Below are 15,348 nucleotides of genomic sequence, written 5' to 3'. Positions count from 1 at the left end.
TCATTCTGACCAAGGCTGGCAGTATCAACATATTTATTATAGAACGGCTCTGACTAAACATGGGATTATACAATCTATGTCTCGTAAAGGAAACTGCTATGACAACTGCATTATGGAAACATTTTTTGGTCGAATAAAGAATGAATTATATTATGGTCATGAAAGGGATTTTAAATCTTTTGAAGAGTTTTCTGTAGCAATCGCAGAATATATAGATTATTATAACAACAAGCGAATACAGGTTAAAACAAAATGGATGCCTCCTGTAAAATACAGGGAAGCATCCATTCGTTCCGCCTAGTTCATAATATGTGTCCAGAATTTTGGGTACATATCATTGCCCGGGGATTTTTCTTTTAAATCTTAAACTTTCGAACTTCTTCTCGAAGATTATTAAAGTTCTTCTGATTATCATTTGTAAGATCGAAACACAATTCAACAGCCTTGGTTATCTGGCCTGAACCTGCCGCCATCTCATTCATTGAATCATTGATTTCCCGGGTAACATCTGCAAGGTGAGCCATTTCTTCACCAATCTGTTTACCACCTGAAAGAAGAATTCCCGTATTCTCTTTAACTATATCTGAAGAAGTCTGGATTTCGCTGATAGACTGAAGAACCTGCGCACTTCCTGCATCCTGTTCGTCCATCGCATTTTTAATAACTTCTTCCTGCTGCTGAACTTTTTTTGTAAGTTCAAAAATAACTTCAAACTGATTCTGTACAGATTTTGTATTATCAGAAACGTTTTGAATGATTTCCTGAAATTCATTTAGCTGAGAACTAATTGTTTTACCCTGAGTATTAGACTGTTCTGCAAGTTTTCGAATTTCTCCGGCAACTACAGCAAATCCCTTTCCGGCGTCTCCTGCATGTGCAGCCTCAATAGCGGCATTCATAGCAAGAAGGTTTGTCTGAGAAGCAATACTCTGAACAACGTTTGAAGCTTCTACAAGAGCAGCAGATTTTTCAAGAATAATCTGAGCAAGCTTTGCAGACTCATTGATTCGTTTACGACCTGTTTCTGATTCAGCACTAAGCTCATGAACAGTTGCAGTATTGTTTTCAAGAATCTGACTTACAGAACGAATGTTTGCAACCATTTCTTCAACAGCGCTGGAAGATGTAGAAACTCCGGAAACCTGTGCTGTTACGCTTTCGTTCAGCTCATTTATTTTGTTAATCATGTTCTTAATGGTTGAATCACTCTTCTCTACACCATTAGCCTGATTTTCAATACGGGCTTTTACACTGTTTATATTTGCCATAATTTCTTCTATCGCTGCAGAAGTTTCAGACATGCTAGAGCTTACGTTATCAGCAGTATCTGCAGCCACAGTTACAGATTCATCAATATCTTCAATAAGTCCTTTTGTTGCATCCTTAAAAGAATTCAAATCATTGATTAAAAGACCAAACTCATCACGACTTTCTACAAGGAGAGTTTTACCTGTATAATCATTTGCCGCAACCTGACGGGTAAAATCTGTAATCATTTTTACACGACCACTCATACCTTTTGCCTGAAGCAAACTACAAATTACAATAAATGTAGCACCAATAATTCCTTCAGGGAAAACATAATGCCAGATCAAAGTTGAGATAGGAAGATCCTGCAAATTCGTAACGAGAACCGGAGTTATGGTAATCATAAGAGTTCCAATTGCAGTACAGGCACTTATCAGACCGCTTCGCATAATTAAAGAAAGACCTTTAAATTCTTTACTGTATGGAACTGAATAAAGTGATTCTTCCAAAGTCTGAAGAAAACGAATATAGAATGTAGCTGAAATTACAATTACGTTTCCAATACATGTTGTATAGAGAGGTTGTACATCAACATAAATTCCCTGTCCATGGAACGAAGTCTGTATGATTGCAGCACAAACTGCACCATTAAGAATAGCTGTTGCAAGTGTAATGTTCTGGAACAGTTTTGCTCTTTTATTTATTTTTGCTACCGATGCATGATTTTCAGGATTGAAGCCTCTGAATTTTCGTTTTTGTGTAAACCACCAGGTAAAGACAAAAGTCAGTACAAGAATAATTCCAATAATTCCAATTGGTGATGTCAGACCTCGTAATGTATCGGAAAATTTAATTACTTTTAGATAAACAAAAGCAATCCAACTTGTAAAGAAAGGAACCAGATAGGTAGCCAGATAGATGATAAATAGTTTTTTAGAAAAAACTATTTCCGAAAGATTTTTGTTGCTTTTCATGCTGCAAACTCCTTTTAGTTTTATAAATATAATTATTTCATATAGTTGTTAACTATAAACCATAATCGACAGAATTGCAAATTTTGTCGATTTGACTGTAATTAGCCGAAAAATTTACACCATTCAGAAATTTATCAAACTATCATAATCATTGAGTGGTGTTTATACTAAAAACATGAAAATAGAAAAGCTATACGAAACTGCAAAAGACACAGCGGAACGCATCTGGGAACTTACACCTGAAGAGCGACTTTACGAAGGTGGCGGCTGGATTCCAACCACACTCACCCTCAAGCCTGAAGAAAACTTTCAGAAGTTCTACGGCTTCGGCGGCGCATTAACAGAATCATCTGGTTATGTCCTTTCCCGCCTCCCATCACAGATTCGTAAGCAGGCAATAGATGCTTACTATAATCCAAAGTGTGGTAACGGTTATCGTTATGCACGCATCCACATGAACTCATGTGATTTCTCTCTTGAAAACTGGGCCTGTGTTCCCGAGAAAGATGAAACACTAAAGTCTTTTTCTATGGACCGCACCGATAAATATATTTCTCCATTGGCTATGGAAGTTCAGAAAGCTGCAAGAAACGAAGGAAGTGATGTCCAGTTTCTTATGAGTCCATGGTCTCCTCCATTATGGATGAAAGACAACGGTGATATGAACCACGGCGGACACCTCCTCGACTGCTACAGGGAATTATGGGCTCAGTATTTTGTGACCTTTATTAACAAGATGGCAGAACGTGATATCAAAATCAGTTTTGTCACAATACAGAATGAACCGGCTGCTGTTCAGACCTGGGATTCCTGCGAATACTCAGCGACAGAAGAGGGAGAATTTGCAGCAAAATATCTTGGTCCTGCACTCGAAAAAGCCGGCCTCGGTGATGTAAAAATTTACATCTGGGATCATAACCGCGACCTTGCACTTGAACGACTTGAAGAATCCCTTAAAGTTCCTGGAACAGAAAAATATGTAGCAGGCCTTGCTTTCCACTGGTACTCTGGCGATCAGTACGACAACATCAAAGAAATCGCACGCCGCTATCCGGACATTGATCTGATTTTTACAGAGGGCTGTATTGAAGGCGGTCCACGTAACGGAGCCTGGTTTACCGGTGAACGTTACGCTCACAATATCATCAACGACCTTAAGAGCGGTTGTACAAAATGGATTGACTGGAACATCGTGCTTGATATGAAGGGCGGTCCAAATCATGTAGGAAATTATTGTGATGCTCCAATTCTTGCAGATGTTGCAGACGGAACACTTCATTTCCAAAGTTCATATTATTACATTGGACACTTCAGCAGATTTATCAAACCTGGAGCTGTAAGACTTGGTTCTGACTTTTTCTCATGGATGACTCCTGCAACAGTGAGTGGTCATCTTACAGACGAAGCAGAAACCGTTGCCTTCAAAAATCCTGATGGAACAATAATTCTGATTGTTACAAACCGTACCGAAGCAGATCTTGCTTTTGAATTTAAAATTGAGACCTCCGGTAAAACTGAAACTGCAAAACTTCGTGACTGGGAACAGGCACGAACTGAAGGAAGTAAAAACACAGACGGACTTTTCCTTAAATGCCCGCCACGCGCAATACAAACCTGGATTTTAAAATAGGAGTTACTATGAAAAATTTTTCAAGAAACATTATTTTAGGAACCATTACAGCTGCTTTAGTAGCAACTGTAATTTTTATGGGATGCACAGAACACAAATCAAAGGCAAGAGTTTCAAAACCTGAAACACCTGCAGGCTGGCATCTTGTATGGAGCGATGAGTTCGACGGCAAGCAGATCGATACAACTAAATGGGATTTTCAGATTGGAACCGGAAGTCAGTATGGACTCGAAGGCTGGGGAAATAATGAACTTCAATATTACCGCAAGGAAAACGCTTTTGTAAAAAACGGAAATCTTGTTCTTGAAGCCCGCAAAGAAAATTATGAAGGCTGTACTTATACTTCTGCACGACTTCGCACAGTAAAGGATGATGGAACAGAGCTTTTTACAAAGACTTATGGCCGAATTGAAGCACGAATCAAAATGCCGACAGGAAATGGTTTGTGGCCTGCTTTCTGGCTTCTTCCTGCAACAACAGATTATGGCACCTGGGCATCGTCTGGAGAGATTGATATTCTTGAAGCAAAAGGACGTCTTCCAAACCGTGTTTACGGAACAGTTCATTTTGGACAGGCTTGGCCGGGAAATAAATATACAAGCTCAATGTACAAATTCCCGAACAACGAAACAATTGCAGACTATCATGTTTACTCCCTTGAATGGGAACCAGGTGTTCTGCGCTGGCTTGTAGACGGTAACAAATATTTTGAAACTTCACAGTGGTGGTCACTCGGAGCTGGAGCTTCTGAACCTTATGAATACCCTGCCCCATTTGATAAACCGTTCTACATTCTTTTGAACCTTGCCCTCGGTGGAAATTACGATGGCGGAGTTTCACCAGAAGATTCAAATCTTCCAGCTCAGATGCTCGTAGATTATGTTCGTGTTTATGAAAAAAATGATCCTTATGCTACAGGTGTAAAACGACCAACACCACAGCGTGATGAAACAAATTTTAAGGAATTTGAAGCAGCAGATGGCCGTAACTTTATTTTTGATTCAAAACTTAATCATGTTGTTTCTGAAACTAAAAATGAAGGAATGTCTTCAAACGAAAACATGGATGTAAAAACTCACGACTGGTATTTTCTCGCTCTTTCAGATTTTGGCGGAAAAGCTGTTTCATCAAAAGAAGATGACGGCCGTCGTGTGAAAATCACAAATCCTGGAAATCAGAATTACTCAGTTCAGCTGATTCAGCATCTTCCAGTTGCAAAAGGCTACTCTTATAAAATTCAGTTTGATGCAAAGGCAAGCGCACCACGTAAAATTGCAGTTAAGCTTGGTGGTGATGCCGATAACAGCTGGTCTGTATATTCTCCTGAATATTATCCTGAGCTCGACACAAGTGTAAAACACTACTCATATTTTTTCACAATGGAAAATGACACAGATGCTACAGCCCGTCTTGAGTTCAACCTTGGACTGGACTCGAACGATGTCTGGATTGGAAATGTCAGTGTAACTCAGGAAGAACTGTAATTCACAAAAAATCCTATAACAAATTTTTATTGCTTATTTAATGAGCCTCCCTCATAATAGAAGGTATGCCTTGTGAGGGAGGTTTATCATGTGGAACTACAACTTAGTAATTCCTGAACTAGTTATAATTACAACATTTCTCATTTTTTATTTTACGCAGCCACGTCTGCCTATCAGGCTTCATAAATCTTTTCTTTTTATCCTTATTATTGATACATTAACAATTTTTTTTGATGTTGGTTGTGCAGCAACTCTTGAATATCTGGATAACATTCCTCTTTGTATTCTTCGAATTTCTAATGTAATTTATTTTCTGCTTTTTGTTCAGCGCATGATGTGTTTTACAATATTCACTAATATTATCCTTTCAAAAGATATTCGTTTCAGTAAACGCCGTATAATTACATATCTGCTTCCATTTATTGCAATCAACATAATAATTCTTTCTAATCTTTTTGTTGATACAATTTTCTGCATTTCTGATAATGGTGAATACAGTAAGGGCCGTCTTTATAATCTGATTTACATCTGTGCTTTTTACTATATTGCAGCGTGTATTTTTCTTACAATTCACAACCGTAAAAAACTGACACGCGGAGAATTCATTCCTGTCATTGCTTATAACCTTGTATTGATGACTGGATATATTATGAGAATTATTTATCCGACTTATCTCTTAATGAATTTCTTTACCCTGATTTCAATAATTATAATTTATCTTTCTTTTGAAAATCCTACACTTTTTAAAGAAGAGAAAAGTGGTTCTTTTAATAAAAAAGCACTTATGTTTATGCTGAGGGAAATTAACCCAGAATGGCATCCTTTAATTCTTGGCTTTACAATTCACAATTACTCTGACCTTCGAGAGATTTACAGTTATACACAAACTGATAAAGGGCTTTCTCTAATCGGAATGTACCTTAAGCAGACCTTCCCGAAACTTCTTCCATTTTACCTTCATGATGGCCGCTTTGTTTTGATTGGAAAAAATCTTGAAGATGCCGTGCTGATTCGTACTTATATTTCACAGCGTTTTGAAGCTCCATGGAAAACTGATGATGATATTGATATGTTTCTGGAAGTCTGTTTTACACAGGTAAAACCAGAAATCCTTTCCTCTGACAGAGGAGTGCTTTTTACTGCAATTCTTACTACTCTGGCAGAACTTGATCCAGATACACAGAATCACAAATATATTGATTCAAATGACATCAACAGAATCAGAACGAACATGCAGATTAAAAAGTCTGTAGAATTAAGCGTAGAACAGAACTCCATTGAACTTTTTCTGCAGCCAGTTATTGATGCAAAAACCCGTAAACTCATTGGAGCTGAATCTCTTGCTCGAATTCGAGACACAAATAATGAATATATTCCTCCGCCACTCTTTATTCCGATTGCCGAAAAGAACGGCCGCATCAATGATCTTGGAGAACAGATGTTTGAAAAGACCTGCAAGTTTATAAAAGAACATGACATTGAAGCAATGGGTCTTTCGTGGATAAATGTTAACCTTTCTCCAATTCAGTTTTTAAGACGAGACCTTGATAGAAGATTCACCGCCATCCTTCAGAAATACGATATCTCTCCGGAAAAAATCCATCTGGAAATTACAGAAGAGTCTATGATAGATTTTGATCTTCTGCAGAATCAGATGCTTAAAATGAAGGAATCGGGATTCCGCTTTGTACTTGATGATTACGGCCGTGGCTATTCAAATGTTGCACGAATGAAGAAGTGTCCGTTCATCAACGTAAAACTTGATATGGAATTTGTCTGGGATTATTTTAAGGAAAAAGATCAGATTCTTCCAACGCTGGTTCAGACCATCAAGCAGATGGGCTTTACTGTTACAGCTGAAGGAATTGAAAACCAGGAGCTTGCCGACACCATGAGAGACATCGGCTGTGATTACCTCCAGGGTTTCTGTTTTTCTAAACCGCTTTCTGCAAGCGAGTTTGCTACAAAGTATACCCCATAGCAACAATTGTAAAGCCCAGTTTTTCTGAACCCGGAGCCATCTTTACCATTACTGTATGCTTCTCTGCCTTGCGTTCATCAATAATGATATTCGGTTCGCAGTTGTTCCAGCCGCCTGCTTTTCCACCGTCGTAGGTTGCTACCTTGCGGCCGTCTACATAGATCTCGGCGTTTCCAAACTTTTCTGCACTTCCACTTGCCTGAACCTTATAAACAAAAACCAAACTCTTACAGGTGAGTTCCATTTTGAACGGAACATTTTCTGATTTTGCATTGAGCTTCTTTTTCCAGTTCTCAGGAAAATCAGAAGTATTTGTCTTTTTAAGTGTCTGACAGTTGCGGTCTGTTTCTGTAAAATCACCACGTTCTATTTTTACGTTAGCATCTTTGTTGTCAGGGAAGATTCTCTTCATGCCGTAAAGGGCCGGCTCTTTAAAGCAGGAAGCCGGTACATGCTGTTCAGAATCCTTTGCTGCCTTATCCATCTTATCAATGAGTGCCATAAGACAATCACACATAAACTGATGACCTTCATAAGTTGGATGTGCGTAATCTGTAAGGTACTGCTCTTTTGTAAATACCTTATCTGCAATTGCCTTGTTTACAACCTCGAGCATATTTACATGAGGAATTGCATAATGATTTGAAACCGGGATTTTCTGTGCAGAAGTGTTTCCATAACTTGCTACTGCATAAATCGCAATTACTGCACATTCCGGATTAGCGAGCATTGCTGTACGCATAATTGCTTCAAAGCTTCTCTGACACAAAACATCGCCGTTATCATTTACGGCAAATTCAATTATCAGAAGATCTGGAGCTCCACCGCAAACTTTAACAACGTCCTGATCATATCGCACGATTCCTAAAAGGGAACCTGTTCCACTGAGTCCTGCGTTATTAAAAGAAACGCTGCTTCCGTCACCCGGTGCATATTTAGCCTTTAAAGCACGGTAAAACTGATAGGCATAGCCGTCGGTAAATTTTTCAGGGCCGGCGCCTTCTGTAACAGAACCTCCGATAGCTGCGACTTTTACTTTGTCGCCGCGGCGGATTTTGGCGAGAACTGCCTTCATCCTTGCATTATTGCCTGTATTTACAATTGTATTCTCTACCATTGCCTGATAGTTTGAATCACTCAATTTGAATGGATTTGCCTGTACCATAGCTGCACTCATAATCCCCAACATCACTCCTAAAAATGCTTTTTTGATTTTCATAAAAAAAACCTCGTGATAAAAAATTACCACGAGGTCTGCATATTTAGAATAAGTTGAATTTCTTAATATTTCGTTATCAGCTATTTTTTCCCGGCCAGTGCAGTACTTACACAACTGATATACACAAGGCTTCCCAGCTCCGCTCCCTTAATTGCCGGCACAACAATTTCATTCTGCTCAATCATTTTATCAAGGATAGGACGGGCCGTTTCTCCATCAATTCCATCATTTTCAAGCACATCTATTTTTTTCAACTGATGATTTTCAACAGTTACGTTGAGTTTCAGATGCAGAAAGGTTGTATGTGTCTGTCCTTCGTAAGTTCCATCTGCAATCTGACTCATTTCTACTTTATAAAATGGAAGAGAAGAAGCTTCTTTAAGACGAGCTTTTTTGCGGGAAATAAGATATCCACCAGCCATAAGACAGATCAGAGCAATCAGCATTAAAATTGAGGTTCTATCCGGACCTCTTCTTCTTCGTTTATAGATATTCATAATTATGTTATAATAAAATCAGAGGTCAAAAAATGCAAGAAATTAAATGTCCAAAATGTGGTGAAGTTTTTCAGATTGATGAAGCAGGTTATGCAGAAATTGTAAAACAGGTTCGCACCCGCGAATTTAATGATGAACTGCAGCGCCAGAAATCTGCAATGGATTCAGAAAAGAAAATGGCTGTTGAACTTGCTGTTTCAAAAGCTAATTCAGAAAAAGACAATCAAATTGCAGCCCTCAAAAATCAGCTTGAAGTACGAAACAATGAACTTAACAACATGAAGGATAAATCAGCTGCTGAACTTAAGATCGCCCTTTCTCAAAAGGAACAGGAAATTACACAACTCCGCAGCGCAATCGAAGCAAATAAATCAAAAACTGAACTGGAAGTAAGAACCGCACTCCAGGAAAAAGAAAGCCAGATTCAGGACCTTCAGAGCAAACTAAAAATTGAACAGAGCGAAGCTCAGCTTCGCGAAAATGCGCTTAAAGATCAGTACACAGCACAGCTCAAAGCAAAAGACGAAACAATTGCATTTTATAAAGACTTCAAGGCAAAGGAATCTACCAAGCAGATTGGTGAAGACCTCGAACAGTTCTGTCTTGCAGAGTTTAATAAAAACCGCGCCATTGGTTTTCAGAACGCTTATTTTGAAAAAGACAACGAAGTTTCAAAATCAAGCGGCAGTAAGGGCGACTTTATTTTCCGCGACTTCAGCGGCGAAGGTGAAGATAAAATTGAATTCATCTCCATCATGTTTGAAATGAAAAATCAGGCAGATGAAACTGCAACAAAACATAAGAACGAAGACTTCTTTAAGGAACTCGATAAAGACCGTACAGAAAAGAAATGTGAATATGCAGTTTTAGTTTCCATGCTCGAAGAAGACAATGATTATTACAATACAGGAATTGTGGACGTTTCTTACAAATACCCTAAGATGTACGTTATCCGTCCTCAGTTCTTTATTCAGATAATCACAATTCTGCGCAATGCTGCTTTAAACAGTCTGGAATATAAAAGAGAAATCGCACAAATCAAAAATCAGAATATTGATATTACAAACTTTGAAAGTGACCTTAATCTGTTTAAGGATAAATTCCTGAACAATGTTGATCTTGCAATGCGCCAGCATTCTTCTGCAATAGAAGAAATTGATAAGGCAATTAAGACTCTTCAGAAAATAAAGGATTTGTTTGAGAAATCGGATAATAATCTGCGTCTGGCAAATAATAAACTGGAAGATCTTACAATCAAAAAACTGACACGCAATAACCCGACAATGAAAAAGAAGTTCGAAGAACTCTAACGTCTTTTTCGTTCCGGATGAGCTTCGTAAAAAGCTTTTTTATCCTCATACATATTTATGTCAGCTTTTCTCATTGCATCATAAATACTCTGGCTGTCTTCTTCAACACAAAGGCCTATAGCAAAACTTACAGTTTCTGTTTCTTCTGCTACAGCCTTCATCTGGCGTGAATAATCTTCAAGCTCTGACATGCTGGTACCTCTTAAAAGCACCATAAACTCATCACCGCCAGCACGGTAAATTTCTTTATCCGGGAAAATATGTTTCAGAATTTTTGCTGCATCTTTTATCAATTTATCGCCGGCTGAATGCCCTTCATTATCATTCATCTGCTTAAGGCCATTCAAATCTGCAAATACAATTCCAATGTTTTCTCTGCCAGGACGATTATCAATACTCAACTGCATTACACGATTGTTCATTTCATTTCTGTTCAGAACGCCAGTAAGTAAATCTACAGTACTGAGAATTTTGAATTTATCGAACATCTGATAACTGGAAATTTCTGACGCAATAAAATAAGTTGTGAGCTCAAGAGTTTCTTTTATATGCAGGGTTTTATCTGTATCAAAGTTTGTTGCCCATATATATCCTAAAAGTTCAAAACCAGATTTTAATGGAAAGAGAACAAGACTTTGAACGTGAGCTTTTACCAGGGAATCATACCAGAGAGGATTCTTTTCCTTTATATATTCCATATCCTGTTCATTTTCAAAAATGAAACAGTTACTTCCTCCAATAATATCATCCCAGGTTCTGACAATTTCATAAAAATCTTCAGTAAACCAGCCTGGATTATAATCAACAAAATCTGAGGAAATATCTTCACCCAGCATTGAACATTTATTGGAAAGACCGTCAATATTCAAAATACCACAATAAGCAGCACCACAAATTTCGCGGATATCCTTAATAACATCCTTCATTGTTTCTTTGAAATCAGAATTACCGCGAAGCTTTATACAGGTATTTAAAACTTCAGCTGCTGTACCCTGCGAAACGTTAGACATTTTAGAAGATTCTGCTTCATGTGTAAGTTCCTGGGTATAAGTACAGTAACAGAGATTACCGTCTTCATAATCGATTGGAAGTGAAAAAAGATTGAACCAGAAATCAAAACGTTCAGGATGAACATAGGAATGCATTGGCTTTTTTAGAACCGCACTGCTATAGCAAAATAATTCAAAGTTTGTGTCTTTAGGAATATAATTCTGATATAAACTGTTGGGGATAAATTTGTTAGTGAGCATTTTAGGGGCGTCAGGAATATTTTCTATTGAGTCAATATAAGCTTTATTTCCTGCTACAAGTCTGATTTCGCCCCATTTTCCGTCTGGAAGTTTTTCAACCGATACAACACAGGTCATCGAATGAAAACCATCAACAAACTTCTGAAAATCCATTAGATATCCTCGTCCCCTCTCACTTTTAATACAACATTATAATTTTAACATACAAGGATGGATTTATCAAATTCAGATTGTCCGGTCTTACAAAATGCAGAACCGGACTATAGGGTTATTCTTCTTCCTTTTCCATCATATTATGCATTATCTGATGGAGGGTTTTGAGTAAAGGACCGGCTTTATCCATGTCTAAAATGTTCTGACACATCATCTGCTGCGGAACATTTACACATTTTTCTTTCATGCCTCTACCCTGGTCAGTAAGCTGAATGTAAACGGTGCGTTCATCTTTTCCACCGCGAGTACGTGTAACAAGTCCCTGACCTTCCATTTTCTTAAGAAGCGGAGTAAGAGTACCAGAATCAAGAAAGAGTCTTTCTCCAAGTTCTTTGACTGTAACATTATCCTTTTCCCAGAGGCTAAGCAAAGTGATGTACGAAGTATAAGTCAGCCCAAGAGGTTCAAGCAACGGGGTATATTTTCTGATAATTTCCTTTGAGCATACATAAAGTGCAAAGCACAACTGATTATCCAATGCCAGTGCATCAAAATTCATATTTCCATTTTCACTCATAATTTTTGATTGTATACAATTAAATTGAAATAATCAAGTGACAACGATATTTTTATTAAATCTTTGCTTGTTTTGAAGAATAATTTGTACTATGATAAATTAAGTGTTTTTAAATGGGGGATTTTTATGAAAAAAATACTTTTTGCTTTGGCTGGAGTTTGTTGTCTGCTTTTCGCTTCTTGTGCAACAACTTCTTTTGGTAATTTAAGTGAATTTCCTTTGATTGAGTCTGGTGAATTGTCTTCTGGTCGTTACATTGTTCTTGGTGAAGTTACAGGAGCAAGCAACTTATCTATGACTAATGAGGAATATGCTAAACTGATTAAAAATGAGTTTTCTCTTGAACCACAGAATGTTCAGGTAAAGTTTATTAATGATTCTGGAGATTACGGATTTATCGGTAAGCGTGCAAACATCAAGATGAATGTATTTGAACGTTCTGCAGCCCTTGCTGAATATAAGATGATTCAGACTGCAAAACATAATCAGGCTGATGCAATTGTCTTCCTTAAATCAAATACAACAGTTGAAACAAGTTATAAAACAACCTTTGTTAAAACTGTAGTTTCTGGTTATGCAGTTAGAATTAAACCGGATTCAGGATATACAATTGAAGTTCCAGTTGAAGAAGGTCCTGCTCCAGAGGCAGAAGCTGAAACCGAAGAAACAGAAGTTACTGAAGTTACAGAATCTGAATAGTTTTCCTGAAATTATTTAATTCAGAAAAATTTTAAAGCGTTTGTTGATTAAATTGCACACAATTTAGTTGACAAACGTTTTTTTTTACGTTATATTGATTATGAAATTAGATTGTGCACAATTTATTTTGTGTTTGTGAGGTATTTTATGACTTTATACGATTTTTCTGTAAAAACAAGAGATGGAAAAGAAACCAGCCTTAAAGACTATGAAGGCAAAGTTCTTTTGATTGTAAATACTGCAACAGGCTGTGGTTTTACACCTCAGTATACAGGTTTGCAGGAATTGTATAACAAATACAAGGATAAGGGATTTGAGATTCTTGATTTCCCTTGTAATCAGTTTATGAATCAGGCTCCTGGAAGTGATGACGCAATTCACACTTTCTGTACTGGTCGCTTTGGAATCACTTTCCCTCAGTTTGCAAAAATTGATGTAAACGGAAAAAATGAAGATCCTCTCTACACATACCTTAAGAGCAAAAAGCGCGGTTTCTGTACATCAAAAATAAAATGGAATTTTACTAAATTCTTGATCTCTAAAGACGGTACTGTTTTGAAGCGCTTTGCCCCTACTGATACACCTGCAAAAATTGACGCTTACATTGCAAAGGCACTTTAATTTTTCTTAAGAGCCTTCTGCTCCAGAAAACCAACAGCCTCTTCGGCCCAGCTGAACTGGCTCATAAACTCCCCGGCAAAACTTTTAATGGCAGAAGGTTGTCCATCAAGAAAATCATAATAATCGCATTTGATAACTTCCGGATTTATTCGGAAGTTATTATATTCTGCAATAAAAAAATTCTGAATCTCAAGTTCATTTAATGTATGTTTAATATCTACTATCAGATTTCGGAAACTGCTTCCATAACGGGCTGAATCTGCACGCTCGCCCCACAAAACAGAAATCAATTCTTTAGTCTTTACTGAACTACCCTTTTTATAAATCAGATAGCCCATTAACTCATCACTTTTGGTGCGTGAAAACTTCACAACCTTGTTTTCATATATCAGCGTAAAATTTCCGAATGTTTTTGCTTCAAGATTCTGTTTCTGTTTTTTAAGAAACAGAAGATGTTTTTTCTCTACACGACGTTTATAAAGAGAAAGAAAGAACAAAAGTCCAACCATGATAAGAGAATTAGCATAACCACCTGCTCCAAAAGCTTTATATAAATAAGGAGTCATAACCCCAATAGTGATTACCATGCCTAAAAGAAAAAGCATTGGAGAAAAAGAACAAGTACATACCGCTATAACTGCAGTCATACAAAAAACTATAAAGCCGTTAAAATATGCACCTACAATTACTGTAAAAACTGCATTTGCAAATAAAATATACATGAGAACATAAAAAGAAATAGTTTTATTAAGATAGGATTTTTTTCGTTCCTGTTCTTTTTTCTGTTTGCTCGCAAAAAAAGCATAGAAACTTGTAATAAGCATAACTATATAATAGATAAATGAATTTATATGCTTAGATAATTCAGAATAAAATTTGATAGAATACAAACCTATACAAAATAGTGCAAACCCAAACAAACATGCACTTGCAATATGAACAATAATTCTGTTTGATTCACCAGCATCTGCTAAATCAATATAAGATATTCCATACTTTTCGTTATACTTTTCTATTAAATCTTTAATTATCATAACTGGAGTATCATTATAACATGCTTTTAAAAAAAAACATAAAATTGTGCTGATTTGGTGCTATTTTTTTTTATTTTATGTGCTGATTCTGTGCTTTCGATGTAATAAAATAGGGCCATCGACTGAAAATAAAAGGACTATTTCGGCCAGAATGACCCTGGTAATATATAGACTTGCGGAAGTCGGAGAGAGAGTTATTTATAAAAGTCTTAATAAACGAAAACCTCCTTTGTCGTTTATAACCAACCTACCCGAGATCACTCACGGTCCCGGGTAATTTTTTTACACATCCACAAATTACTTATCTGAAAATCTAAATTACATGCTATAATAGTTTTATTACAAAATACTTCACTAGGAGGAAAAAAGTGAAAAATTTATTAAAAGTCGCCGTAGTTGCACTTTTGCTAACTATGGCATTCGTTGTCAATTCCTGTTCATCAGGTTTAGATGAAATCTCATCTTTACAAAATGAAAACCCGGAATTAGTTGAAACTGGAAAAGCTTCTTCATCAGAGACTGCAAGAGCTGTAACTTCTGCGGATACAAATAAAGAAGAACCTTTAACTCTAGAGTTTATAAAATCTGGAACTATTGAAATAACAAATCCATGGTCTTCACTTAGGTATTCAATAAATGGAGAAACCCTTTACCTTGTTTCAAGTAATAAC

At 37.0% G+C, this 15,348-nt stretch carries 14 protein-coding genes; 8 read left to right on the top strand and 6 right to left on the bottom strand.

Features of this window, described 5'->3' with window-relative positions; all coding sequences use genetic code 11:
- A partial coding sequence (locus tag BMY21_RS15315; RefSeq protein WP_143064247.1) for an IS3 family transposase occupies positions 1–301 on the top strand: 301 nt, incomplete at its 5' end.
- Between the two features lie 55 nt (positions 302–356).
- On the opposite strand, the gene BMY21_RS15310 is transcribed toward BMY21_RS15315, so the two are convergent.
- Complete coding sequence (locus BMY21_RS15310; RefSeq protein ID WP_074645716.1) at positions 357–2,222, bottom strand: methyl-accepting chemotaxis protein; 1,866 nt, start codon at positions 2,220–2,222, stop codon at positions 357–359.
- A 175-nt stretch (positions 2,223–2,397) separates the two neighbouring features.
- Between BMY21_RS15310 and BMY21_RS15305 the strand changes: the two genes are divergently transcribed.
- From BMY21_RS15305 to BMY21_RS15295, 3 genes are all read left to right on the top strand, one after another.
- Entirely contained in the window at positions 2,398–3,852 is a 1,455-nt protein-coding gene (locus BMY21_RS15305) for a glycoside hydrolase family 30 protein (protein ID WP_074645715.1), read from the top strand.
- Between the two features lie 8 nt (positions 3,853–3,860).
- Entirely contained in the window at positions 3,861–5,336 is a 1,476-nt protein-coding gene (locus BMY21_RS15300) for a family 16 glycosylhydrolase (RefSeq protein ID WP_074645713.1), read from the top strand.
- 88 nt (positions 5,337–5,424) lie between these two features.
- On the top strand, positions 5,425–7,317 hold the full coding sequence (locus tag BMY21_RS15295) for an EAL domain-containing protein (protein ID WP_074645711.1): 1,893 nt from the start codon (positions 5,425–5,427) through the stop codon (positions 7,315–7,317).
- Here BMY21_RS15295 and BMY21_RS15290 read toward each other — a convergent pair.
- Together BMY21_RS15290 and BMY21_RS15285 are read right to left on the bottom strand one after the other, a co-directional pair.
- The gene (locus BMY21_RS15290; RefSeq protein WP_143064259.1) at positions 7,298–8,536 is read right to left on the bottom strand and encodes an SGNH/GDSL hydrolase family protein; all 1,239 of its coding nucleotides are present in this window, start codon (positions 8,534–8,536) and stop codon (positions 7,298–7,300) included. The two genes, BMY21_RS15295 and BMY21_RS15290, sit on opposite strands and share 20 nt — an antisense overlap.
- Positions 8,537–8,616: 80 nt before the next feature.
- A complete protein-coding gene (locus tag BMY21_RS15285; RefSeq protein ID WP_143064258.1) occupies positions 8,617–9,033 on the bottom strand; it encodes an FMN-binding protein in 417 nt (138 codons plus the stop codon).
- Positions 9,034–9,065: 32 nt separating this feature from the next.
- Here BMY21_RS15285 and BMY21_RS15280 point away from each other — a divergent pair, with 32 nt between their 5' ends.
- Positions 9,066–10,343, top strand: coding sequence for a DUF2130 domain-containing protein (locus BMY21_RS15280; RefSeq protein ID WP_074645707.1), 1,278 nt, complete (start codon positions 9,066–9,068; stop codon positions 10,341–10,343).
- Here the strand turns inward: BMY21_RS15280 and BMY21_RS15275 are convergent.
- Both BMY21_RS15275 and BMY21_RS15270 read right to left on the bottom strand, forming a co-directional pair.
- Positions 10,340–11,746, bottom strand: a complete 1,407-nt coding sequence (locus BMY21_RS15275) for a GGDEF domain-containing protein (RefSeq protein WP_074645705.1) — start codon at positions 11,744–11,746, stop codon at positions 10,340–10,342. The genes BMY21_RS15280 and BMY21_RS15275 overlap by 4 nt on opposite strands.
- Positions 11,747–11,861: 115 nt before the next feature.
- Positions 11,862–12,323 carry a MarR family winged helix-turn-helix transcriptional regulator gene (locus tag BMY21_RS15270; RefSeq protein ID WP_218141070.1) on the bottom strand — a complete coding sequence of 154 codons (462 nt, stop codon included), beginning with the start codon at positions 12,321–12,323 and terminating at the stop codon, positions 11,862–11,864.
- A gap of 126 nt (positions 12,324–12,449) precedes the next feature.
- Here BMY21_RS15270 and BMY21_RS15265 point away from each other — a divergent pair, with 126 nt between their 5' ends.
- Positions 12,450–13,022 carry a hypothetical protein gene (locus BMY21_RS15265; RefSeq protein ID WP_074645700.1) on the top strand — a complete coding sequence of 191 codons (573 nt, stop codon included), beginning with the start codon at positions 12,450–12,452 and terminating at the stop codon, positions 13,020–13,022.
- Between the two features lie 147 nt (positions 13,023–13,169).
- On the top strand, positions 13,170–13,643 hold the full coding sequence (locus BMY21_RS15260) for a glutathione peroxidase (RefSeq protein ID WP_074645698.1): 474 nt from the start codon (positions 13,170–13,172) through the stop codon (positions 13,641–13,643).
- Here the strand turns inward: BMY21_RS15260 and BMY21_RS15255 are convergent.
- Entirely contained in the window at positions 13,640–14,677 is a 1,038-nt protein-coding gene (locus tag BMY21_RS15255) for a hypothetical protein (RefSeq protein ID WP_074645696.1), read from the bottom strand. The two genes, BMY21_RS15260 and BMY21_RS15255, sit on opposite strands and share 4 nt — an antisense overlap.
- A gap of 368 nt (positions 14,678–15,045) precedes the next feature.
- Between BMY21_RS15255 and BMY21_RS15250 the strand changes: the two genes are divergently transcribed.
- A partial coding sequence (locus BMY21_RS15250) for a hypothetical protein (protein ID WP_143064257.1) occupies positions 15,046–15,348 on the top strand: 303 nt, incomplete at its 3' end.

The organism is Treponema bryantii, assembly GCF_900111035.1.
In the GTDB taxonomy this organism is placed as follows: domain Bacteria; phylum Spirochaetota; class Spirochaetia; order Treponematales; family Treponemataceae; genus Treponema_D; species Treponema_D bryantii_C.
This window is presented reverse-complemented; position numbering and strand designations above follow the sequence as displayed.

Bases quoted from the DNA above. Each gene is read 5' to 3' on its own strand.
- BMY21_RS15275 (WP_074645705.1), bottom strand. From the start codon at position 11,746: ATGGATTTTCAGAAGTTTGTTGATGGTTTTCATTCGATGACCTGTGTT.
- BMY21_RS15255 (WP_074645696.1), bottom strand. From the start codon at position 14,677: ATGATAATTAAAGATTTAATAGAAAAGTATAACGAAAAGTATGGAATA.
- BMY21_RS15295 (WP_074645711.1), top strand. From the start codon at position 5,425: ATGTGGAACTACAACTTAGTAATTCCTGAACTAGTTATAATTACAACA.
- BMY21_RS15290 (WP_143064259.1), bottom strand. From the start codon at position 8,536: ATGAAAATCAAAAAAGCATTTTTAGGAGTGATGTTGGGGATTATGAGT.
- BMY21_RS15310 (WP_074645716.1), bottom strand. From the start codon at position 2,222: ATGAAAAGCAACAAAAATCTTTCGGAAATAGTTTTTTCTAAAAAACTA.
- BMY21_RS15300 (WP_074645713.1), top strand. From the start codon at position 3,861: ATGAAAAATTTTTCAAGAAACATTATTTTAGGAACCATTACAGCTGCT.
- BMY21_RS15285 (WP_143064258.1), bottom strand. From the start codon at position 9,033: ATGAATATCTATAAACGAAGAAGAAGAGGTCCGGATAGAACCTCAATT.
- BMY21_RS15260 (WP_074645698.1), top strand. From the start codon at position 13,170: ATGACTTTATACGATTTTTCTGTAAAAACAAGAGATGGAAAAGAAACC.
- BMY21_RS15305 (WP_074645715.1), top strand. From the start codon at position 2,398: ATGAAAATAGAAAAGCTATACGAAACTGCAAAAGACACAGCGGAACGC.
- BMY21_RS15265 (WP_074645700.1), top strand. From the start codon at position 12,450: ATGAAAAAAATACTTTTTGCTTTGGCTGGAGTTTGTTGTCTGCTTTTC.
- BMY21_RS15280 (WP_074645707.1), top strand. From the start codon at position 9,066: ATGCAAGAAATTAAATGTCCAAAATGTGGTGAAGTTTTTCAGATTGAT.
- BMY21_RS15270 (WP_218141070.1), bottom strand. From the start codon at position 12,323: ATGAGTGAAAATGGAAATATGAATTTTGATGCACTGGCATTGGATAAT.